Source organism: Pseudoduganella namucuonensis (assembly GCF_900116645.1).
In the GTDB taxonomy this organism is placed as follows: Bacteria; Pseudomonadota; Gammaproteobacteria; order Burkholderiales; family Burkholderiaceae_D; genus Rugamonas; species Rugamonas namucuonensis.
In genome coordinates this window covers 34,949-51,239 of the sequence record NZ_FPBO01000040.1, presented here as the reverse complement: position 1 = coordinate 51,239, position 16,291 = coordinate 34,949, and the positions used below count along the sequence as shown (strand labels likewise).

The following is a 16,291-nucleotide window of genomic DNA, read 5'->3' as shown; positions in this document are numbered from 1 at the left end:
GTGTTGATCTTCAATTGGCGACCGGCGTGGGCGCGCGGCCGGCGGCGTACTGGTTGCGCCATTCCTCTTCCTTGCGCTCGGCCTTGGTCGTCAGCAGTGGAATCTCGGCGTAGGCGTTGAGCACCTGGCGGTCCAGGTCCTCGAGCAGGTCGCCCTTGGCCGCTTTTTTCTCCTGCGGCCAGGTGGTGGCGGGCAAGGTGTCGATCGCGTGGCGCACCACCGTGTACACCTTGGCCCTGGTGAGCGGGGCGCTGCCGGCCAGGTCGACCAGCTGGTTGACCAGCTGGTTCGCCTTGCCCTTGCCCCAGCCTTGTTCGGCCGCCGTGAACAGGGTGGTGGCGGCCTCCACATGGTGCGGCTTGCACAGCACGCCCGCCATCTCCAGCAGGTCGCGCCGCAGGTCGCGGGCGACCTTGAAGCCGGTGCGGGCGATGGAGAAGGTGATGGCGTCCGAGAAGGTCAGGCTGTAGGCCGCCTCCTTGAAGGCCGAACGCGTGCGCAGGCCGGGCATCAGCCGCGAGCACACGCTCTCCATCGCCTCCTCGGTGTAGGCCGCGCCGACGGTCTTGAGCAGCGTCGTGGCCATCACCAGCGGCGACAGTTCCTCGTCGACGCCGCCGCGGGCGCGCGCGCCGACCTTGAAGCGCAGGTCGCGCAGGTCGGTCGACAAGCCCCTGGCGGCGCGCGCGGCGTCGAGGCTGGCGGCCACCGGGGAATTGTCGGCGCCCTCGCGCAGGCCTTTGCGTATGGCGCCGCGGTCGCGGTTGACCAGGTTGGTCATCATCTCGTTGAACGCGTTCTTCAGCGACTGTTTCTGCTTGTCGCCGATGCCGCCGCGGTTGTCGACCTCCTTCATCGCGCCGAACAGCACGGTGAACTGCTGCAAGGGCTCGTGTATCTGCGCCAGCGCCTCGGTGATCTGTTCCCGGTTCTTCTCGCTGTCGTCCTGCAGCATCGAGTCGAGCGCGCTTCTCGCCGCGACACGGTAGGGCAGCGTTTCCTGGTCGTCGTCGAACAGTCCGGTGTCGTCGGTGGGCGCAGCCGATTTTTCCGAGAGGGAGCGGCGGTTGCCGATGGCTTGCCGGGGAGGGCGCTCGGCGGCCTGTCCGCCCTGCGGTTTCCTGTGCGCGATGCCCTTGAACGTGACGCCGACACGGTTGTGGTCGAACATCGAGCGCGACATGGTCTTGATCTCCGGCGCGCTGGGCGGGATCTCGACGTTCATCGGCCCCTTCAACTCAAGCGGCGAGGGCGTCCGTAAGGGTAGGTTTTTGACGGGCATGTTCATGCCGATTCTGTGGCATCGGCGGGCGGGATGGTTCCGCGCCGCGCGCGTTTCGCGTGCCCGTGATTAAACGGCCGCTCTGCGCGCGGCACCGGGGACCGCGACTGCGCCGGCGTGTACGTGGCGCTGGAGGAGGGTTTTATGGAGCGGATCGCCGGCAAGGTGCACGCGCCGCGGGCCAGGATACGCAGCGGTTTCGAGGTGCTGCTGGAGGGAGATTCGACCCGCGGGGAGAACGTGTCGCGGGTGGCGAGGAGTCGTCGCGAGGTGCGCTGGCGATGCAAGCAGCCAGCGCGAGGCATCAACAACAGGATCCAAGTGTCGGTGACGAACCCAATTGAACCACTACTCGCCTACTGGTATGCCCGAGCAAGTAAAGGTCACGGTGGCGTTCCACCATGTGTTGTTATACATGACCGTATAGGTCGGCGCCGAACGTTGGAGCTCCCGGCCAAACAGGCACCTTGCCCCGTTTAAAGCATCAGCCAGTGCTTTGGCTTTCGTGTTGCCGTGGCCCAGGAATTTTTCGCCGTGCTTGTTGATAAGGGCACCTTGGGTGGAGTAACGCTGATAGGCGGAAGCCGGCGAACTGGCCACGGTGGCAGCCATGGCGGCGGTCAGCGCCACTACGGTGGCTGCCTTGCGCCCCAGGGCGTTTTTATTGTTCGGATTTTTCATTCATTTCTCCTGATAGTGGTTGCGCCAGGCGATCGACACGGCGGGGTGGTGCCGTGCTCTGGCGCGGATGTGGGTTGGCGGAAGCCGGGCTCCCGTTTACCCTCTCGTTTATCAAGGCCTTTGCTTGCTCCTTGTTATCGATGGGTGGATGCGTCCGAGCCAGTGGTTCCCTCTACGGCGGCGATACGGCCGCGCCGCCGCCCAGCGCCTGGTACAGGGCGGCATGGGCGGCCAGGCGCTCCAGGCGATTGGCCGCCGCCATCGTCGAGGCGGAACGGCGCGCCTCCTGCGCATCGAGCCATGACTTGATCGGCACGGTGCCCGCGCGGTACTGGATTTCGGCGATGCGCTCCGCCTTGCGCGCCGTGGCCAGCGCCTGGTCGAGGTAGTCGGCCTGCCCGGCCAGCTGTTGGCGTCGCGAGAGCGCGTTTTCCACCTCGCCCAGCGCGCGATAAAACGCCTGCCGGAAGGCGATCACGGCGCGCTCGTGGTCCGCCCGCGCGATCCCGGCGTTCAACTTCATCTCTTGCCATTGGATGAACGGCAGCGCCAGGCCGGCGCCCAGCGCCGCGGCGGGATTGCGCAACAGCGACAGCAAGGCCGGGCTGCCGGCGCCGAGACTGCCGGTCAGGGACAGCGCCGGATAAAACCCCATCCGGCTGGCGTCCCCTGCCGCCAGCGTTTCGCGCAGGCGCAGTTCGGCCGCCCGCACATCGGGCCGCCGGGACAGGAGGTGGACCGGCAGCCCCGCGTCGATGGCGGGATAGGGGCCGTCGGGCAATTGTTCAGGCTCCGGAAGGGGGACGCCGGAAGGGGCGTCGAACAGCAATGCCAGCGCGGTCCTGTTCTCCTCGCGTTGATACTCCAATTGGGCGAGGTCGGCATGCTGGCTGGCGAGGGTTTGTTCGGCCTGAAGCACGTCGAGGGTGGCGATCGCGCCCGCCGCGTGTTTGACGCGCGCGATGTCCAGCGCCTGTCGCGCATGCCCGATGCTTTGGGCGGCCAGGGCGATGCGCTCATTCAGATATCCCGCCCGCCAGTACAGCCCCATGGTGGTGCCGATCAGGGACAGCGCCACGCTCTGGCGGTCTTGCTCCTTCGCCTGCGCCGCCCATTGCGCCGCGTCGCGCTGGAGCGACAGTTTGCCCCACAGATCGACTTCGTAAGCCATCCCAGCGGAGACCGAATACGAGCGCGTGGCGCCCGCATCGCCGCGCAGATCGCGCGCGGCGCCCGCGCCGACCGTCACGCTGGGCTGGGGTAGCGCGTTCCTGTCCGTCAGGCCCGCCAGCAGGCGGGCGCGCCGCACGGCGATGGCGGCGGCGGCCAGATCGTTGTTGCGCAGCAGCGCGTCCTCCACCAGCGCCGCGAGCGCCGGATCCTGGAAGTCGCGCCACCAGTGGTCCCGCGCCGCCGCGGCGGCCGCTGGCCCCGCGCCTTGGCGCCAGGCGTCCGGCGCAGGCAGCGGCGGCGCGGCGTACGGTGTTTTCCCCAGCGGCGCGCAACCCGACAGGACGAGGGCGCCGAGGGCGACGAGGGCGTAATGAATGCGCACGGTTATTCTCCCGATTAGGATTCCCGGGCCAGGGCTTCGACCGGATTGAGGCGCGCGGCGTTGCGCGCCGGTACAAAACCGAACAGCACCCCCACCACGGTGCAGGTGGCGAAGGCGGCGGCGATCGCGCCGGCCGAAAAGACCATGCTGAATTGCCGGTTGGCGTTGTTGAAGAAGTGGCCGACGCCGAACGACAGCGCGATCCCGAGCACGCCGCCGATCAGGCAAACCAGCACGGACTCGATCAGGAACTGCCGCAGGATGTCGCCCTGGCGGGCGCCCACGGCCATGCGTATGCCGATCTCGCGGGTGCGCTCGCTGACCGACACCAGCATGATGTTCATGACGCCGATGCCGCCGACCAGCAGGGAGATCAGCGCGATCGACGTGATCAGCAGGTTCAGCGCGCCGTTGGTGCTGGTGACCGTCTCGCGCAGGGCGTCGTTGTTCGACGTGTGGAAATCGAGGCCGCCTTGCCGTTGTCTCAGCAATCGCGCCACCGCCGCCTTCGCGTCCTCGGGCGGGGCCGTGTCGCGCATGCGCAGGCCGATCGACTGCAGCGCGGCCGATCCGGCGAGCCGTCCCTGCACCGCCGTATACGGTAGCCACACGTTCAGGCTGTCGGGGCCGGTCGACAGGTCCAAGCCGTCCTTGACCACGCCGACCACGCGCACCGGCACGCCGCCAAGCAGGATCACCTTGCCAACGGGCGCGCCGTCTTGCCCGAACAGCTTGATGCCGGTGCGTTGATCGATCACGGCCTCCTGCGCGTAGCGCCGCACGCTTTCCCTCGAAAACGCCCGGCCCTCGGCGATCCGCATGCCTTTTACCCGGAAATACTGCTCTCCCACGCCGTTGACTTGCGTGTGGGCCTTGATGCCGGCATAGCGCAGGGGGACGGCGGCGCCGACGGTGGGCGCGACGCTGTCGACATAAGGCTCTAGGGCGAGCGCGTCGGCGTCCTCGGGCGTCAGGCGGGCGCTGCCTGCCGACGGGCCGGCGCCGATTTCCTGGCCGGGATAAATTTCCAGCGTATTCGTGCCGAGCTCGCCCATCTCGCGCGCGACCTTTTGGCGCGAGCCCTCGCCCAGGGCGGCCACCGACACCACGGACGCGATGCCGATGACGATGCCCATCATCGTCAGCAGCGTGCGCAGCCGGTGCGCCCGCATGGCGAGCAAGGCCATGGTGGACGCTTCGCGCAGGCGTTCCCAACGGCCGCGCCAGGAGTCTGGGGGCGCTGCGCCGGCCGTGGGCCCATGAACGGCCGCGGGACCGGCCGGCCCCGCGCGCCGCCGGTCGGCGACTATCCTGCCGTCGCTGATTTCGACGACGCGGCGCGCATGCTCGGCCACGCGCATGTCGTGCGTGACGATGATCACGGTATGGCCGCCGGCGTTGAGCTCGGAGAGCAGCTTCATCACCTCCGCGCCGTGATGGCTGTCGAGCGCGCCGGTCGGCTCGTCGGCGAGAATGATGCCGCCGCCATTGATCAAGGCGCGCGCGATGCCGACCCGCTGCTGCTGGCCGCCGGACAGCTGCGAGGGCCGGTGGCCCATGCGGTCGCCGAGTCCGAGCCTGGCCAGCAGCGCCATCGCTTGCCGCCGGCGTTGCGGGGCCGGCACGCCGGCGTAGATGGCGGGCATTTCGGTGTTGGCCAGCGCGCTCAGGTCGGCCAGCAAATGGTAGCGCTGGAAAATGAATCCGAAGTGTTCGCGCCGCAGGCGGGCCAGTTCGTCCGCGCCCAGCGCGCGCGTGGGCTGGCCGGCGACCCGGTAGTCGCCACCGCTGGGATGGTCCAGGCAGCCGAGGATGTTCATCAAGGTCGATTTGCCCGAACCGGACGGGCCGACGATGGCCACCATCTCGCCCGCGTCGATACCCAGGTCGATGTCGCTCAGCACGCGGACGGCCTCGCCGCCGCAGGAAAAGTCCCGGCACACGCCCTTCAATGCGAGCAGGGGCGGGGACGGCGCCGGGCCGTCGCCGACGCTCATGCCGCGTCCGCGGACGCGGCGTCCGGCGCGGGCCCGTCCGGCGGCAGGACCCGCTCGCCGGCCTTGAGCCCGTCCAGGATCTGGATATTCAGATGGTCGCCCAGGCCGGCCCGCACCTCGCGCGTCTCGAACCGTCCCTCCTTGAGCACCCGCACGACATAACGCCCGTCCGGGCGCGGCTCCCCCAGCGCGGCGCGCGCGACCGTGACCACCTGGCTGGCGCGGGCCAGCACGACGGACACTTGCGCCGTCATGCCGATGCGCAGTCCGCCGTCCGGGTTGGGCACGCTGAACAGGGCGTTGTAATACACGGCCGAGGCGGCTCCGCCGCCGCCCGCCGGCGCCTCCTGGTTCGCCCCGTCGGGGACCGGCTCGACGACCTCCAGCCGCGCGTGGTAACGGCGGCCGGGATTGCCCATCAGCGTGAAATAGACCGCCTGTCCCGCCTTGACGCGGGCCACATCCACTTCCGAAATCTGCGCCTTGACCTGCAGGGTGTCCAGACGGGCCAGCCTGACGATGGTGGGCACCTGCTGCGCCGAGTTGAGGGTTTGCCCTTCCTTCGTGACGATGGCGATCACCGTGCCGCCCATCGGCGCGCGGATGGCGGCGCGGCCGAGGTCGAACCTGACCTTGTCCGCCTGGATCCGCGCCTGTTCGATCTGGGCCTCAAGCGCGGCGGTTTCGGCGCGCGCCATGTCGCGCGTCGCCTCGGCGCTTTCATAATCGGCGCGCGAGCTGGCGTCCCGCTCCAGCATGACGCGCTGGCGTTGCAGCGCCGACTCGGCCAGCCGCAACGCGATCTGTTTGGCCCGCAGCTGGGCTTCCTGGCTTTTGAGCGCGGCCTCGGCATTGCGCAGCTCGTTTTTTTGGGGGGTGGCGTCGATTTCGGCGATCAGGTCGCCCTTGCCGACCTCCTGGCCGAGCGTCACCTTGAGCGACTGCACCTGGCCCGAGACCTGCGCGCCGATGTTGACCTGGTTGACGGCCTGCAGCGTGGCGCTGGCCAGCACGGTCGATTCGATATCGCCGATGGCCACGGTGACGGTGCGCAAGTCCGCCCCGGCGTCGCCGGTGGCCTTGGGCAGTCTGGCGGGAGTGGCCAGAATGAGCAAGGCCAGGCTCGCGGCGAGCACGGCGAGGCCGCCACGCCGCAAGCGCGCCGCTTTCCGCGCCGCCGTCAATGGCTCAATGTGAAATGATTGCATCGGTCGACTCTTCCGCACCCCCATGGCGCACTCGTTGCCATTGAGTGGCGGCAGGGTTCCCAAGGGTTCCGTCTGTCAAGGAGGGGGGATCAAGCGGCGGGCGCGCCGAAACCTCAACAATCCTCAATGTCTCACGAATCCTCACCGAATCCCCGCGCCGCCGGGGCCGGCTGATATCGTTCATCCATCGCAGTCAAACACGACTACCAGGAGACCGGAACATGAACGCAAACGCAAACGTCAACACCGTCGAAACGCCAGCGGCGCCGGTCGCCATCGACATCGACCAGCTGTACCGCGCGCACCGCCAGCACCTGCTGCGCTTCGTGCAGCGTTATGTGCGCAGCACCGAGGACGCCGAGGACGTGGTGCAAAAGACCTTCATCGAGGCGATGCGTTGCGCGGACCGCTTTTCCGGCCTGTCCAAGCCGTCGACCTGGCTGTTCGGCATCGCCCTGAACCTGGCGCGCAACCAGGTGCGCCGCAACTGCGCCGACCTGTACGAGGAGGTCGAGGAAAGCTTCATGGAGCAGATCGCCGACGGCCACGCCGACCCGGCGATGCTGGTCGAGCTGCGCCAGATCGCCGGCAAGGTGGACGCGCTGCTGGACGCGCTGCCGGCCAAGATCCGCAGCACCTTCGAGGCGGTGCTGGAGGGCGATTCGACCTACGAGGAGGCGGCCGAGCAGCTGGACATCCCGATCGGCACGGTGCGTTCGCGCGTGTCGCGGGTGCGCGCCGCCGTGCGCGCCGAGTGGCGCGGCCAGGCTTGAAACGGGGGAGCGGGGAGCCCGGTCAGGCGGGCGGCTTGCCGCCGCACCGGGTGGAAAACCAGGCGGCCGCCTGGTCCGAGGTTGTCAATATCGCATCCATCACGCCGCGTTCGTCGGTCAGCTCCGTCAGCGGCACCCTGCGCACGCCGATGTGGCGGCCCTCGTCGGCGTGCCACAGATACTCCATGCCTTGCGCCGCCAGCGTGGACCCCACCTCGCTCGCCTGCGCGACATAGCCCTCTTCGCCGCATTGCGGCAGCATCGCGGTGATCACCAGATAATTTCCATCGGACGCCTGCACCGTGGTGCGGGTGAGGATGTCGCCGAACTGCAGCTCCAGCATGGGCACGGGCCCGGCTTCCTCGCCGGTCAATTCGACCAGTTCGCGCAACAGGCGGGTGAGCTGCGCCACGGAGCCATCCAGCGCGCCGGATTCGGTTGTTGGGTCCTGCGGCAAGATCGGCCTCTCTCGGGTGGTTTGCGGGGTGGGCGGAACAGCCCAGCCCCCATTGTATTCGCATTTCCCGATCTACAAAATCCTCAGCTGGCGCCAGAGCGGGACCAGTTTTTCCAGGATGCGATGGATCTTCTCCGTCCCCTCCGCGTCCCTGGGGCCATGGCCCTCGGCCTCCATCACGTCCCACACGCGCTCCGCCACCGCGTCCGCGTTGGCGGCCCCCCCATCCATTTCGCACAGCACCCGGTGGACGAATTGCGCGATCGTGCTCGTGACGACGCCGTTGCCCAGCACGGGCGAGGCCAGCACGCGGTTCGCGCTGTGCCCCTGGGGCGCGGCCGCCATGGCGCGGTTCAGCCGGCCGGCCGCCGCGTCGCCGCCGCCGTCGCCCTGGCGGACATGGCAGGCGCACGCCTGCCTGGAGCCGATCAGCAGGGCCGCCACCTGGTACAGCATGGCCGCCGTCTCTTGCCGGAAGGCGGGCAGGGCCATCAGTTCGGCCAGCGTGCGCGGCGCTTGCGCCAGGGCGTCGAGCACGGGCGGGATCAGCCCGGCCTTCTCGAACAGCTCGCCGGTGACGAGCTTGATATTGTGTTTCACCAGGCCGCGGGGCACGGTCAGCGCCAGTCCCATGCGCCCCAGCCACGCGGCTTGCTGTTCCGGCGAGAGGCGCGCCGCGCCGCGCACGTACACGTCCTCGCGGAAGCTGGTGTTGCTCAGGTAGTCGGCCACGGTCTCGCGCATGGCCGGCGGGCTTTGCCGCAGCAGCTCTTGCTGTTCCGGCGCGAGGTACAGGCCGGGAAAGGACCTGTAATGGCTGGCGCTGCCGATGAAATCCAGGCCGGCGCCGGCAAGCTGGCGCGCCACGTCCGCGTGGTACAGCGGCTGCCAGCCGTCGTTCATGTATTCGTGCGCCACATAGCCGACGTCGTCGAGGCGCACGGAATCGAGGCGCAGCCGCATTTCCCCGCTGTCGTTGTCGGTGAAGTACTTCGCCCGCAGGCCATGGAGCTGGTCCACCACGCGCCGCGCCTGTTCGCAGCGCTGCGCGCGCGTACCCACGGAGGCGTCCGCCACGTTGCGTATCAGGTTTTGCAGCGGATGCACCGCCGCCCAGCCGGGCATGGCGTTGTAGTTGAGGTAGACCACGCCGCCCGGCTTCAGGTAGCGCGCCAGGAAGTTGACGATCAACTGGCGGTTTTCCTCGTTCACCCAGCCGTACACGCCGTACATGGTGACGAAGTCGAACATGGGCAGGTCGATGGCGCCGCGGGCCAGGTCGTCGAAGCTGTTTTCCAGCAGCGTCAGGTTGTCCAGGCCGGCCCCGCCGGCCAGTTCGCGTCCCTCGGCGATATGCGCCGGCATGAAGTCGCAGGCGTAAAACCGTCCGTGCGGATTGCTGGCGGCGAGCACGTTGGCGGTCATGCCGGTGCCGCAGCCGAGTTCGCAATAGGTGAACGGCTCGCCGGTCTCGGCCGGCTGGTAGCCGTTCAGCAGGCAGGTGAAGTTCAGCCAGGCCGGGCCTTGCTCGGGGAAGAAGCCGGCCGGGTACTCGATGTCGGATACATAGCCGTTATTCCAGCTCATGGGCAACCTTCCTGTTTATGTTGTTGTGCGTGTCCGCCGGTGTCAGGCCAAGGCGCTCTTCCCATTGCCGGCGGCGCAGCGGGTGCATGCGGCGCGCGCCCCGCACGAACAGGTCGGAGCGGTAGGCGGTGTTGTGGAGGTAGTCCTTGAGCGTTTCGCGCAATACCGGATCGGGCGCCTGGTCCAGGAACTCCCTCTGTTGCGCCGTCAGGGCGGGGGCGGGCGGGGGCGTTGCGGCGCCGACGAAATCGAGCTTGGCGGCGGCGAAGGCGCGCGCCACATCGGCGAAGTACAGCGGTTCCAGGCGGTTCAGGCCGTCGCCGGAGCGGTCCTTGAGACCTTCCCACAGCGCCCGCATGCCGGGGTTGGAATCGAAGTAGGCCGCGCCGTGGCCGGCCAGCGCCTGCACCGAGCGGCGCGCGGCGGCCGCGGCGCCGCCCGCCGCCTCGGCGTGGGCGGCCTGGTATTCCAGCAGCAGGCGTTGCAGCGGATGGCCGGTCGAACCGCCCGGCAGGGCGTTGTAGCCGACGTGGACGATGCCGCCCGGGTTCAGGTGGCGCACGATGAAGTCGACCACGTGGCGCCGGCCCTCCGGCGGCAGGCGGTCGTAGTCGCCGCGCAGGACGATGAAGTCGAACGGCGGCTGGCCCTCCATCGCCGGCGCCAGGTCGGCGAGGCCGGTTTTCAGCAGCGTGAGGTTGGACGGGGCGGCCTGGCGCGGCGCGGCGTCGCCGCCTGCGCCGGGCGCGCCGCAGGCCGCCGCGTAGAAGCTGGCGTGGGGATGCCCGGCGGCGGCCCGGCTCAGCTCCGAATCCTGGCCGCGGCCGAGCGCGATATACCGGAACGGCCTGTCGGTGGGCACCGGCTCGTAGCCTTGGAGCAGGCAGGCGCGGCTCAGATGCGCCGGGTCCTGGAGCGCGCCGGCCGCATGCGCCGCGTAGCCTTGGTCGCGGTCCATGGCTCAGTCTTTCTTCGCGAGGCGGCGGATACGGTACCAGGGGAAGCCGTCGTCCAGGCCATGGCCGGCACCGGCGGAAGCCGGCTGTGTGGCGGCCCGGCCGGGTTGTTCGGACAGGAAACCGGGGGTAAGCGATTTATGCATGGTGATCACGCCAATAAAATGATTGGAGGGGCGCGGTCAACGCCAGGGCGTCCGCATACATGAGTGCATGGACGCCCGGCGCCGGTTCCATGGCCGAGCCCGCCGTCATGCCGGCGTGGACGTGCTTGGGATCGCGGTTGAGTGCTCGCCGCCGGTGCTTGGCGGCGGCGAGCCGCCCAGTTTCGCCTTCATCAGCTTGCGCTTCTCTTGTTCCTTCCGCCCTTCCTTGACGTCGCCATCCCTGCCTCCTATCGATTCAATGCGGCCGATCCACTGGCTCAGTTCGTAGTCCGACATCTCACGCACCACCTTGCGGATGGGGTTCCGGTAGTCGGCCAGCGTGGCGGAGGCCAGCTTGCCGAACTTCTCCATGCGTCCCTTGCCCTCGACAAAGTCCACCCCCTCGCGTATCGCCGTGCCGGTCAATCTGTTTTCGGGGTTGGTGATGTGCTCCCGGACCTTGGTTCTATTCTCCAGCTGGTTGATCATCTGGTCGGCGCTCTTGCGCGACTGTATGACGTCGAACTGGAGCTCTCCTTTGTGCAGCACCGCGCTGAAGGTTTCCTCGCCTTTCTCGTTCCGGTCGCGCAGGATGACCGTGTGGTTCTGGCTTTCCTGTCCATGGTCCACGTCGCCGGTCCACACCGGGTATCCCTCGGCGCCGGGCGCCATCATGCGCACCCCGCCGGACTTGCCGAAATCCTTGTTGATGGCCGCGATCACCCGTTCCAGATCGGCCTGCGACGGATTGGCCGGGTCGGTCATGCCCTGCTCGCCAAGACGGGCCAGGTATTTGTCCGCCGCCGCCAGGTGCAGCTTGCCGTAGTCGCCGGTCGCGTGCTGCAGGTAGGCGATGATCATGCTCTTGGCGCCCGTGGTCTGGTTGTCGGCGACCGCCATGCGGTGCTGCGCGAGCCAGCTCTGCGTCTGTTTGGTGGCGTCCGCGTCCGGCACGCCCCGTTGCTGGCGCAGTCCCGCGAGGTCCTCCAGGTCCATTTTCCGCCCCTCCTCGAACAGGCCCCTGGCGCTCATGTATTCCGCCGCCTTGCGGTCGCCGCCCGAGACGCCGCCGATGAACGGCGTGGCCGCGAACGCGGCGTTCTTGATCGTTCTCCAGGGACGCGCGATGGTCTGCTTCAACTCGGACTGTTCCTCCTGCCTGAGGTAGGGCGCGTAGCTGTGCAGCGTGGTGGCGAAGGTGTTGATTTCCTTGTAATTGCCCAGCACCTTGGTGTAGGCGTCGAAGACGGCCTGGCCTTCCGGGGTCGTCAGGAGGTAATCCGCGCGCTGGTCCGCATTCATGCCCTTGAGCGCCTCCTTCGCCGCCGCCAGCGCGGCGCGCTCGGGCACGGCGATCCGCACCTCGGTCAACGGGGTGGGCAGCGCGGTTTTCAGCTCCTTGCCCGCCGCGGTGGCGTCCGCAAGCTTGGCGACCTGCGCCGACTCTTCGAGCTTGTTGGTGTGGAAGAACGAGAAGTTGCTCTGTTTCGTGGCGTCGCCCCGGTTGTTCTTGAAGGCCTCGTAGTCCTCGACAACGTCGAAGATCGCGTTCGACGCGAAGAACTGGTTTTTGAGGTAGAGGTTCTCGTCCTTGTCCAGCAAGTTCCGCAGATGCGCGTGCTTGTCCTTGGGCGCGGAGACGGCGGTGTCCCCGCCGCCCGCCTCCGCGGCCGCTTTCTGATCCGCCGCTTCCTTCTTTTGCGCCGCCTCCGCCTTCGTCAACGCCGCGCCCATGGGGGCGTAGTTGATGATGTGGTGGCCGATATCGCGCCCCATGTACTCGAACACGGGCACCATGTTTTCCTGGCCTACCTTCATGCCAAATTCGAGGTCCACCGCGCCGGTTGGGACGCTGAGCGAGGCGCCGATGCCCTCCTTGCGTCGCTGATACACCTTCAAGGACTGGAAATCGTACTTGCTGTCCGGAACCTCGGAGTATTTGTGCATCCGCCAGATGAACTGGGTCTCCCCGCTGGAGTCGATCAGGCTGGTGGCGGCGGCGGCCTGCTTGAGCGCCTCCTTCTTGAAGCCGCCGCCCTCCGTATCGGCGAACTGGCCGGGTCCGCCGAGCACCTTGGACACCTCCCGCATGAACTTTTCCATCAGTGGACCGGCCGCAGGATTGCCGGCCGCGCCGACCACGGAGAACTCCAGGAATTCGCCCTTGCGGCTGAAGTTGGGATGGTCCTGGTCCATGTACTTGAAGCTCAGTGTCAGCCCCGCGGCCGCGGCCGAGTTGTTGATGTCCGCGATGACGCCGGTCGCCTTCCCCGTCAACTGTTCGGTGATGGTGGAAATAAGCTTGAACTGGGCGGCGGCTTTCACCCCGACTTGCACCTCCAGTTCGTTTCGCCCGTTGACCTTGGCCCATGCCAGCGAGTTGTAACGGTACAGCTCGTTTTTGGCGACCGGTATGTTGCCGGCCTCGATGGCCTTGCTCAATCCCGTGTACTTCTTGTTGGCCGTGTCGACCTTCTTGAGTATGTCCGCCAGAGGTTCCCTCTCCAGGGCGGCCGGGTCCGCCTTGTGCTCCTCGAGGATCCTGGCCTTGACGATTTCCAGATGCGTGCCCACGCTGGCCAGCGCGGTGCTGATCGCGTCATGGCTGTCGGCGATGAATTCACGCCGCTTGGTGCTGTCCGTGCCCAGGCCCTTGGTCGATGGCTGGCCAGCCTCGTCCGTGGCCAGCCCGGGGTAGCCTTGCTTCCATACATTGCCCAGCGTCTCGGCCGCGGCCGCGTCCCGCCGCGTGGCGAAATCGTCCTTGAGCGCCTGGGGATCCTTGCCCCTGTTCGCGATATGCAGCGTCCCGGCCGCCTCCTCGAAGCTGGCGTAGACCTGTTGCAGGTTGTCGCATGCGCCGGTCACCGCGTCCAGCAGCGCGCCCAATTTTTCCTTGGGGGCGCGAACCGTGCCCAGGTAGGTCGGGGGTATGTCGATGTCCGGGCCGAAGAAGTTGACGTCGTGGGACGGTAGCGCCTCGCCGGCGGCTTCCGTGAACGAAGCATTGATATCGCGATAGAGCGCGAGTTTGGCGTTGATCCTTTGGTGCTCCGGCGTGTCGTTCTTATTGCCGGCGTGTTCGAGCGTGCCCAACAGGTTCAGGCTGACACGCATGTCCTTGGTGTAGCCGGTGGTGGTCATGGTGTGCAGCGGCTTCAGCCGTTCAAGCGCGGTCTCGACGCGCCTGGCCTTCACCGATCCGCTGGCCTCCGCGATGCCGGTGAAGCCTTTGTTGGAGACCGGTTCGGGCTTGCCGTCCTTGCCGGGCTTGAGTATTTTCCACTCATTGCCCAGGAAATTGGGCAGGGCGGCTTTCCCCTCCAGGCCCACCTCCACCCCCGTGATGGTGGTCTTCTTTTCCTTGCCCCGCAGCGTGGTGCCGCTGCTCAGTGTTGGTATCGGCGCATAGTCCATGGCGCTGGCGGGGGTGGCGGACAGGTCGGAGAGCGACGGGTACGCGGCCTTGACGATTTGGGCCAGCGTCTTCTCGCCGGCGCCGGGCGCGCCCAGTTTATTGTCCAGCATCGTGGCCGCCGCGTGAATGGCGGTCGTGTTGTAGGCGCCCTTGGCCACCTTGTCCGACGACAGGTAACGGGGAGCGGAGGCTTCGGAGTGCAGCATGCGCGCGTTCGCCCGCTTGAACCACTTTTGATACAGCCCGTCGCGCTTGCGCGCGGTGGGGCCGGCGGAGTTGCCGATCATGGCGTTGTGCAAGCTGGAGCGGTGATTGGATTCGTCCGACGCGACGATCTTGGCCAGGTTGGGGAAGTTGCCGGTTTTGCGATACCGCCCGCCCTTGGTCAGTTTCACCGCGCCCTTGAGCGTCAGGATTTTCTTGATGGCGCCCCCGATACCGAGGCTGGCGCTCTTGTAGTCGGTGTTCATGAGGTCGTTGTCCTCGTCCCGCTTCATGTCGCGCTTGCGGTCCGCCTTCCCCTCCAGCTGCACCTTCGCGACCTTGATGCCGATTTTCTTTTCGCCGGTGCTGACGATGGCGGCGGAGGCGCGTTCTTCGACCAGGCCGATGTTGTCCTTTTTCATCTTCTCGAGTTCGGCGGCGGCGTATTCCTTGAAAAGCGGCGTGGCGGCACTGGACAGATGGTGGCGCTTCAATTCGTCGAAGAGCGCGCGCAGGGTCAGCAGCACTTCCTGCTGTTCCTCGGGGGCGCCTTTCGCCAGGCGGGCGCAGTCCTTCGCCAGGCTCTTATAGCAGTCGCGCGCGTCCAGGCCCACGCCGCCGTGGCTGGATTCCTGCGGTCCGACCTTTTTGCCGGCAACGTGGTTCAACTGCTCAAGACCCTCCTTCAGCGTCGCCACCGCGGACGCTCCCAGCAGCCCGGACATGCTGTCCAGGTAGCCGCCCAGATCGGCGGCCAGCGTCTTCAGCTTGTCCTGCCTGATTTCGTGCGTCTGCGGATCGAGGATGGCCGATTGGGCAGGCGTGAGCGGAGCGACATTGGCGGCCGGTCCGGTTTGCTGGGGCGGTTCGGTTTCCTCGATTTCATGGGCGGAGCCGGGCGGAATGTCCACCTGCGTCGGACCGCTGGCGTTGATGATGTGCTCGAGGATTTCCTGCGCCATAGCATCGACACCGGCCTCAATCTCTTGCTGGACCTGGGCCGTGACGTTTTCCTCGGTCTCGGTCAGGGCGTCCGCGGTGAGCTCCTCGATCCCACTCAGTAAATTGGCCGACATGAGCCCCCAGATCATGTTCGCGTGGGCCGTATCCTCGATACCCTCCATGGCCTCGGCCACCATGTCGTCGAGGACGTCAGTCGTGATGCTGTCGACCAGCGATTGCTTGACCCGGTCCAGGATGCCTTGCGCGACCTGGTGCGGGGTGCGGACGTCGACGGGCTCCTCCAGCGCGGTGGCTTGCACGTCATCGGTGGCGGAGGCCCCGGCGCTGTGGCCGGATGCGTTGGCCTGCGTTTCAGCGTCGGGGTTGGACTCAAGGGTCGAGTCCTTCTGCGAGGAGGAACTGGCCTCGGCATCGGCGGAGGCCCCGGCGTCGTGGCCGGATGCGTTGGCCTGTGTTATAGCGTCGGGGTTGGGCTCGAGGATCGGGTCTTCCTGCGAGGAGGAACTGGCCTCGGCATCGGCGGTGGGCCCGGCGTCGTGGCCGGATGCGTTGACCTGCGTTTCAGCGTCGGGGTTGGGCTCAAGGGTCGAGTTCGCCTGCGAGGAGGAACCGGTCTCGAATTCCGGGCCGGTGGCCTGGCCTTTGAGCTTGGCCGGATCGGGTTGGACCTGGTGGGGGTCGGTCTCGGTTTTCGCTCCTCCGCCGTCGGTCGCGCGAGGGTACTTGGCCTGGAGCGTGGCCAGCGCCTGATCAAAGGACGGCTGGGCCGGTTTCTGTTTCTTGCCCAGGAAATGCATGAAGCGATTCCTCGATTTCTTGCCCTGGTCCGCCCTGGCCTGCGCATCCGCCTCGTTGGTGGTGGTGGTCGGCGGCGTGTTGGACGACGTCGCGGTCGCCGGTGTGGAAGTTTCGGTCGCCCGATGCATGGCGCGCGGCATGATGGGCTTGAGGATGCTGGAAAGTAGGCTCATGATTGTTTTTCTGTCTCGTGTGCGGGTCGGTAGGCGTGCGGATGCCGGCTGGCCTTGAAGACGATGCAGCCGCGTGCCTATGTGTGGCGAATG

At 67.4% G+C, this 16,291-nt stretch carries 11 protein-coding genes; 1 reads left to right on the top strand and 10 read right to left on the bottom strand.

What is annotated here, in order from left to right:
- Positions 1–10: 10 nt before the first annotated feature.
- The 5 genes from BM436_RS29885 to BM436_RS29870 form a co-directional block, all read right to left on the bottom strand.
- Positions 11–1,225, bottom strand: a complete 1,215-nt coding sequence (locus BM436_RS29885) for a hypothetical protein (protein WP_093559690.1) — start codon at positions 1,223–1,225, stop codon at positions 11–13.
- 405 nt (positions 1,226–1,630) lie between these two features.
- Positions 1,631–1,963 (bottom strand): hypothetical protein, encoded by a 333-nt coding sequence (locus tag BM436_RS36530; protein WP_143133364.1) that lies wholly within the window; start codon positions 1,961–1,963, stop codon positions 1,631–1,633.
- A 172-nt stretch (positions 1,964–2,135) separates the two neighbouring features.
- Positions 2,136–3,518 carry a TolC family protein gene (locus BM436_RS29880; protein ID WP_093559688.1) on the bottom strand — a complete coding sequence of 461 codons (1,383 nt, stop codon included), beginning with the start codon at positions 3,516–3,518 and terminating at the stop codon, positions 2,136–2,138.
- A 14-nt stretch (positions 3,519–3,532) separates the two neighbouring features.
- A complete protein-coding gene (locus BM436_RS29875) occupies positions 3,533–5,515 on the bottom strand; it encodes a MacB family efflux pump subunit (RefSeq protein ID WP_093559686.1) in 1,983 nt (660 codons plus the stop codon).
- Positions 5,512–6,723, bottom strand: coding sequence for an efflux RND transporter periplasmic adaptor subunit (locus BM436_RS29870; RefSeq protein ID WP_177307624.1), 1,212 nt, complete (start codon positions 6,721–6,723; stop codon positions 5,512–5,514). Before BM436_RS29870 ends, BM436_RS29875 begins: the two co-directional genes overlap by 4 nt.
- Before the next feature lie 221 nt (positions 6,724–6,944).
- Between BM436_RS29870 and BM436_RS29865 the strand changes: the two genes are divergently transcribed.
- Positions 6,945–7,496 (top strand): RNA polymerase sigma factor, encoded by a 552-nt coding sequence (locus tag BM436_RS29865; protein ID WP_093559682.1) that lies wholly within the window; start codon positions 6,945–6,947, stop codon positions 7,494–7,496.
- A gap of 22 nt (positions 7,497–7,518) precedes the next feature.
- Here the strand turns inward: BM436_RS29865 and BM436_RS29860 are convergent, their stop codons facing one another.
- From BM436_RS29860 to BM436_RS29845, 5 genes are all read right to left on the bottom strand, one after another.
- Positions 7,519–7,908 carry a hypothetical protein gene (locus BM436_RS29860; protein WP_143133363.1) on the bottom strand — a complete coding sequence of 130 codons (390 nt, stop codon included), beginning with the start codon at positions 7,906–7,908 and terminating at the stop codon, positions 7,519–7,521.
- 117 nt (positions 7,909–8,025) lie between these two features.
- Positions 8,026–9,540, bottom strand: a complete 1,515-nt coding sequence (locus BM436_RS29855) for a class I SAM-dependent methyltransferase (RefSeq protein ID WP_093559678.1) — start codon at positions 9,538–9,540, stop codon at positions 8,026–8,028.
- Positions 9,527–10,498 (bottom strand): methyltransferase regulatory domain-containing protein, encoded by a 972-nt coding sequence (locus tag BM436_RS29850; RefSeq protein WP_093559676.1) that lies wholly within the window; start codon positions 10,496–10,498, stop codon positions 9,527–9,529. The genes BM436_RS29855 and BM436_RS29850 overlap by 14 nt, the downstream gene beginning before the upstream one ends.
- Positions 10,499–10,501: 3 nt before the next feature.
- On the bottom strand, positions 10,502–10,642 hold the full coding sequence (locus BM436_RS37300) for a hypothetical protein (protein ID WP_177307622.1): 141 nt from the start codon (positions 10,640–10,642) through the stop codon (positions 10,502–10,504).
- Between the two features lie 105 nt (positions 10,643–10,747).
- Entirely contained in the window at positions 10,748–16,198 is a 5,451-nt protein-coding gene (locus BM436_RS29845) for a hypothetical protein (protein ID WP_143133362.1), read from the bottom strand.
- Positions 16,199–16,291 lie beyond the last annotated feature (93 nt).

What these genes read in the sequence shown, in the direction of transcription:
- BM436_RS29885 (WP_093559690.1), bottom strand. Translation starts at nt 1,225, where the DNA reads ATGAACGTCGAGATCCCGCCCAGCGCGCCGGAGATCAAGACCATGTCG.
- BM436_RS36530 (WP_143133364.1), bottom strand. Translation starts at nt 1,963, where the DNA reads ATGAAAAATCCGAACAATAAAAACGCCCTGGGGCGCAAGGCAGCCACC.
- BM436_RS29875 (WP_093559686.1), bottom strand. Translation starts at nt 5,515, where the DNA reads ATGAGCGTCGGCGACGGCCCGGCGCCGTCCCCGCCCCTGCTCGCATTG.
- BM436_RS29870 (WP_177307624.1), bottom strand. Translation starts at nt 6,723, where the DNA reads ATGCAATCATTTCACATTGAGCCATTGACGGCGGCGCGGAAAGCGGCG.
- BM436_RS29865 (WP_093559682.1), top strand. Translation starts at nt 6,945, where the DNA reads ATGAACGCAAACGCAAACGTCAACACCGTCGAAACGCCAGCGGCGCCG.
- BM436_RS29855 (WP_093559678.1), bottom strand. Translation starts at nt 9,540, where the DNA reads ATGAGCTGGAATAACGGCTATGTATCCGACATCGAGTACCCGGCCGGC.
- BM436_RS29850 (WP_093559676.1), bottom strand. Translation starts at nt 10,498, where the DNA reads ATGGACCGCGACCAAGGCTACGCGGCGCATGCGGCCGGCGCGCTCCAG.
- BM436_RS37300 (WP_177307622.1), bottom strand. Translation starts at nt 10,642, where the DNA reads ATGCATAAATCGCTTACCCCCGGTTTCCTGTCCGAACAACCCGGCCGG.
- BM436_RS29845 (WP_143133362.1), bottom strand. Translation starts at nt 16,198, where the DNA reads ATGAGCCTACTTTCCAGCATCCTCAAGCCCATCATGCCGCGCGCCATG.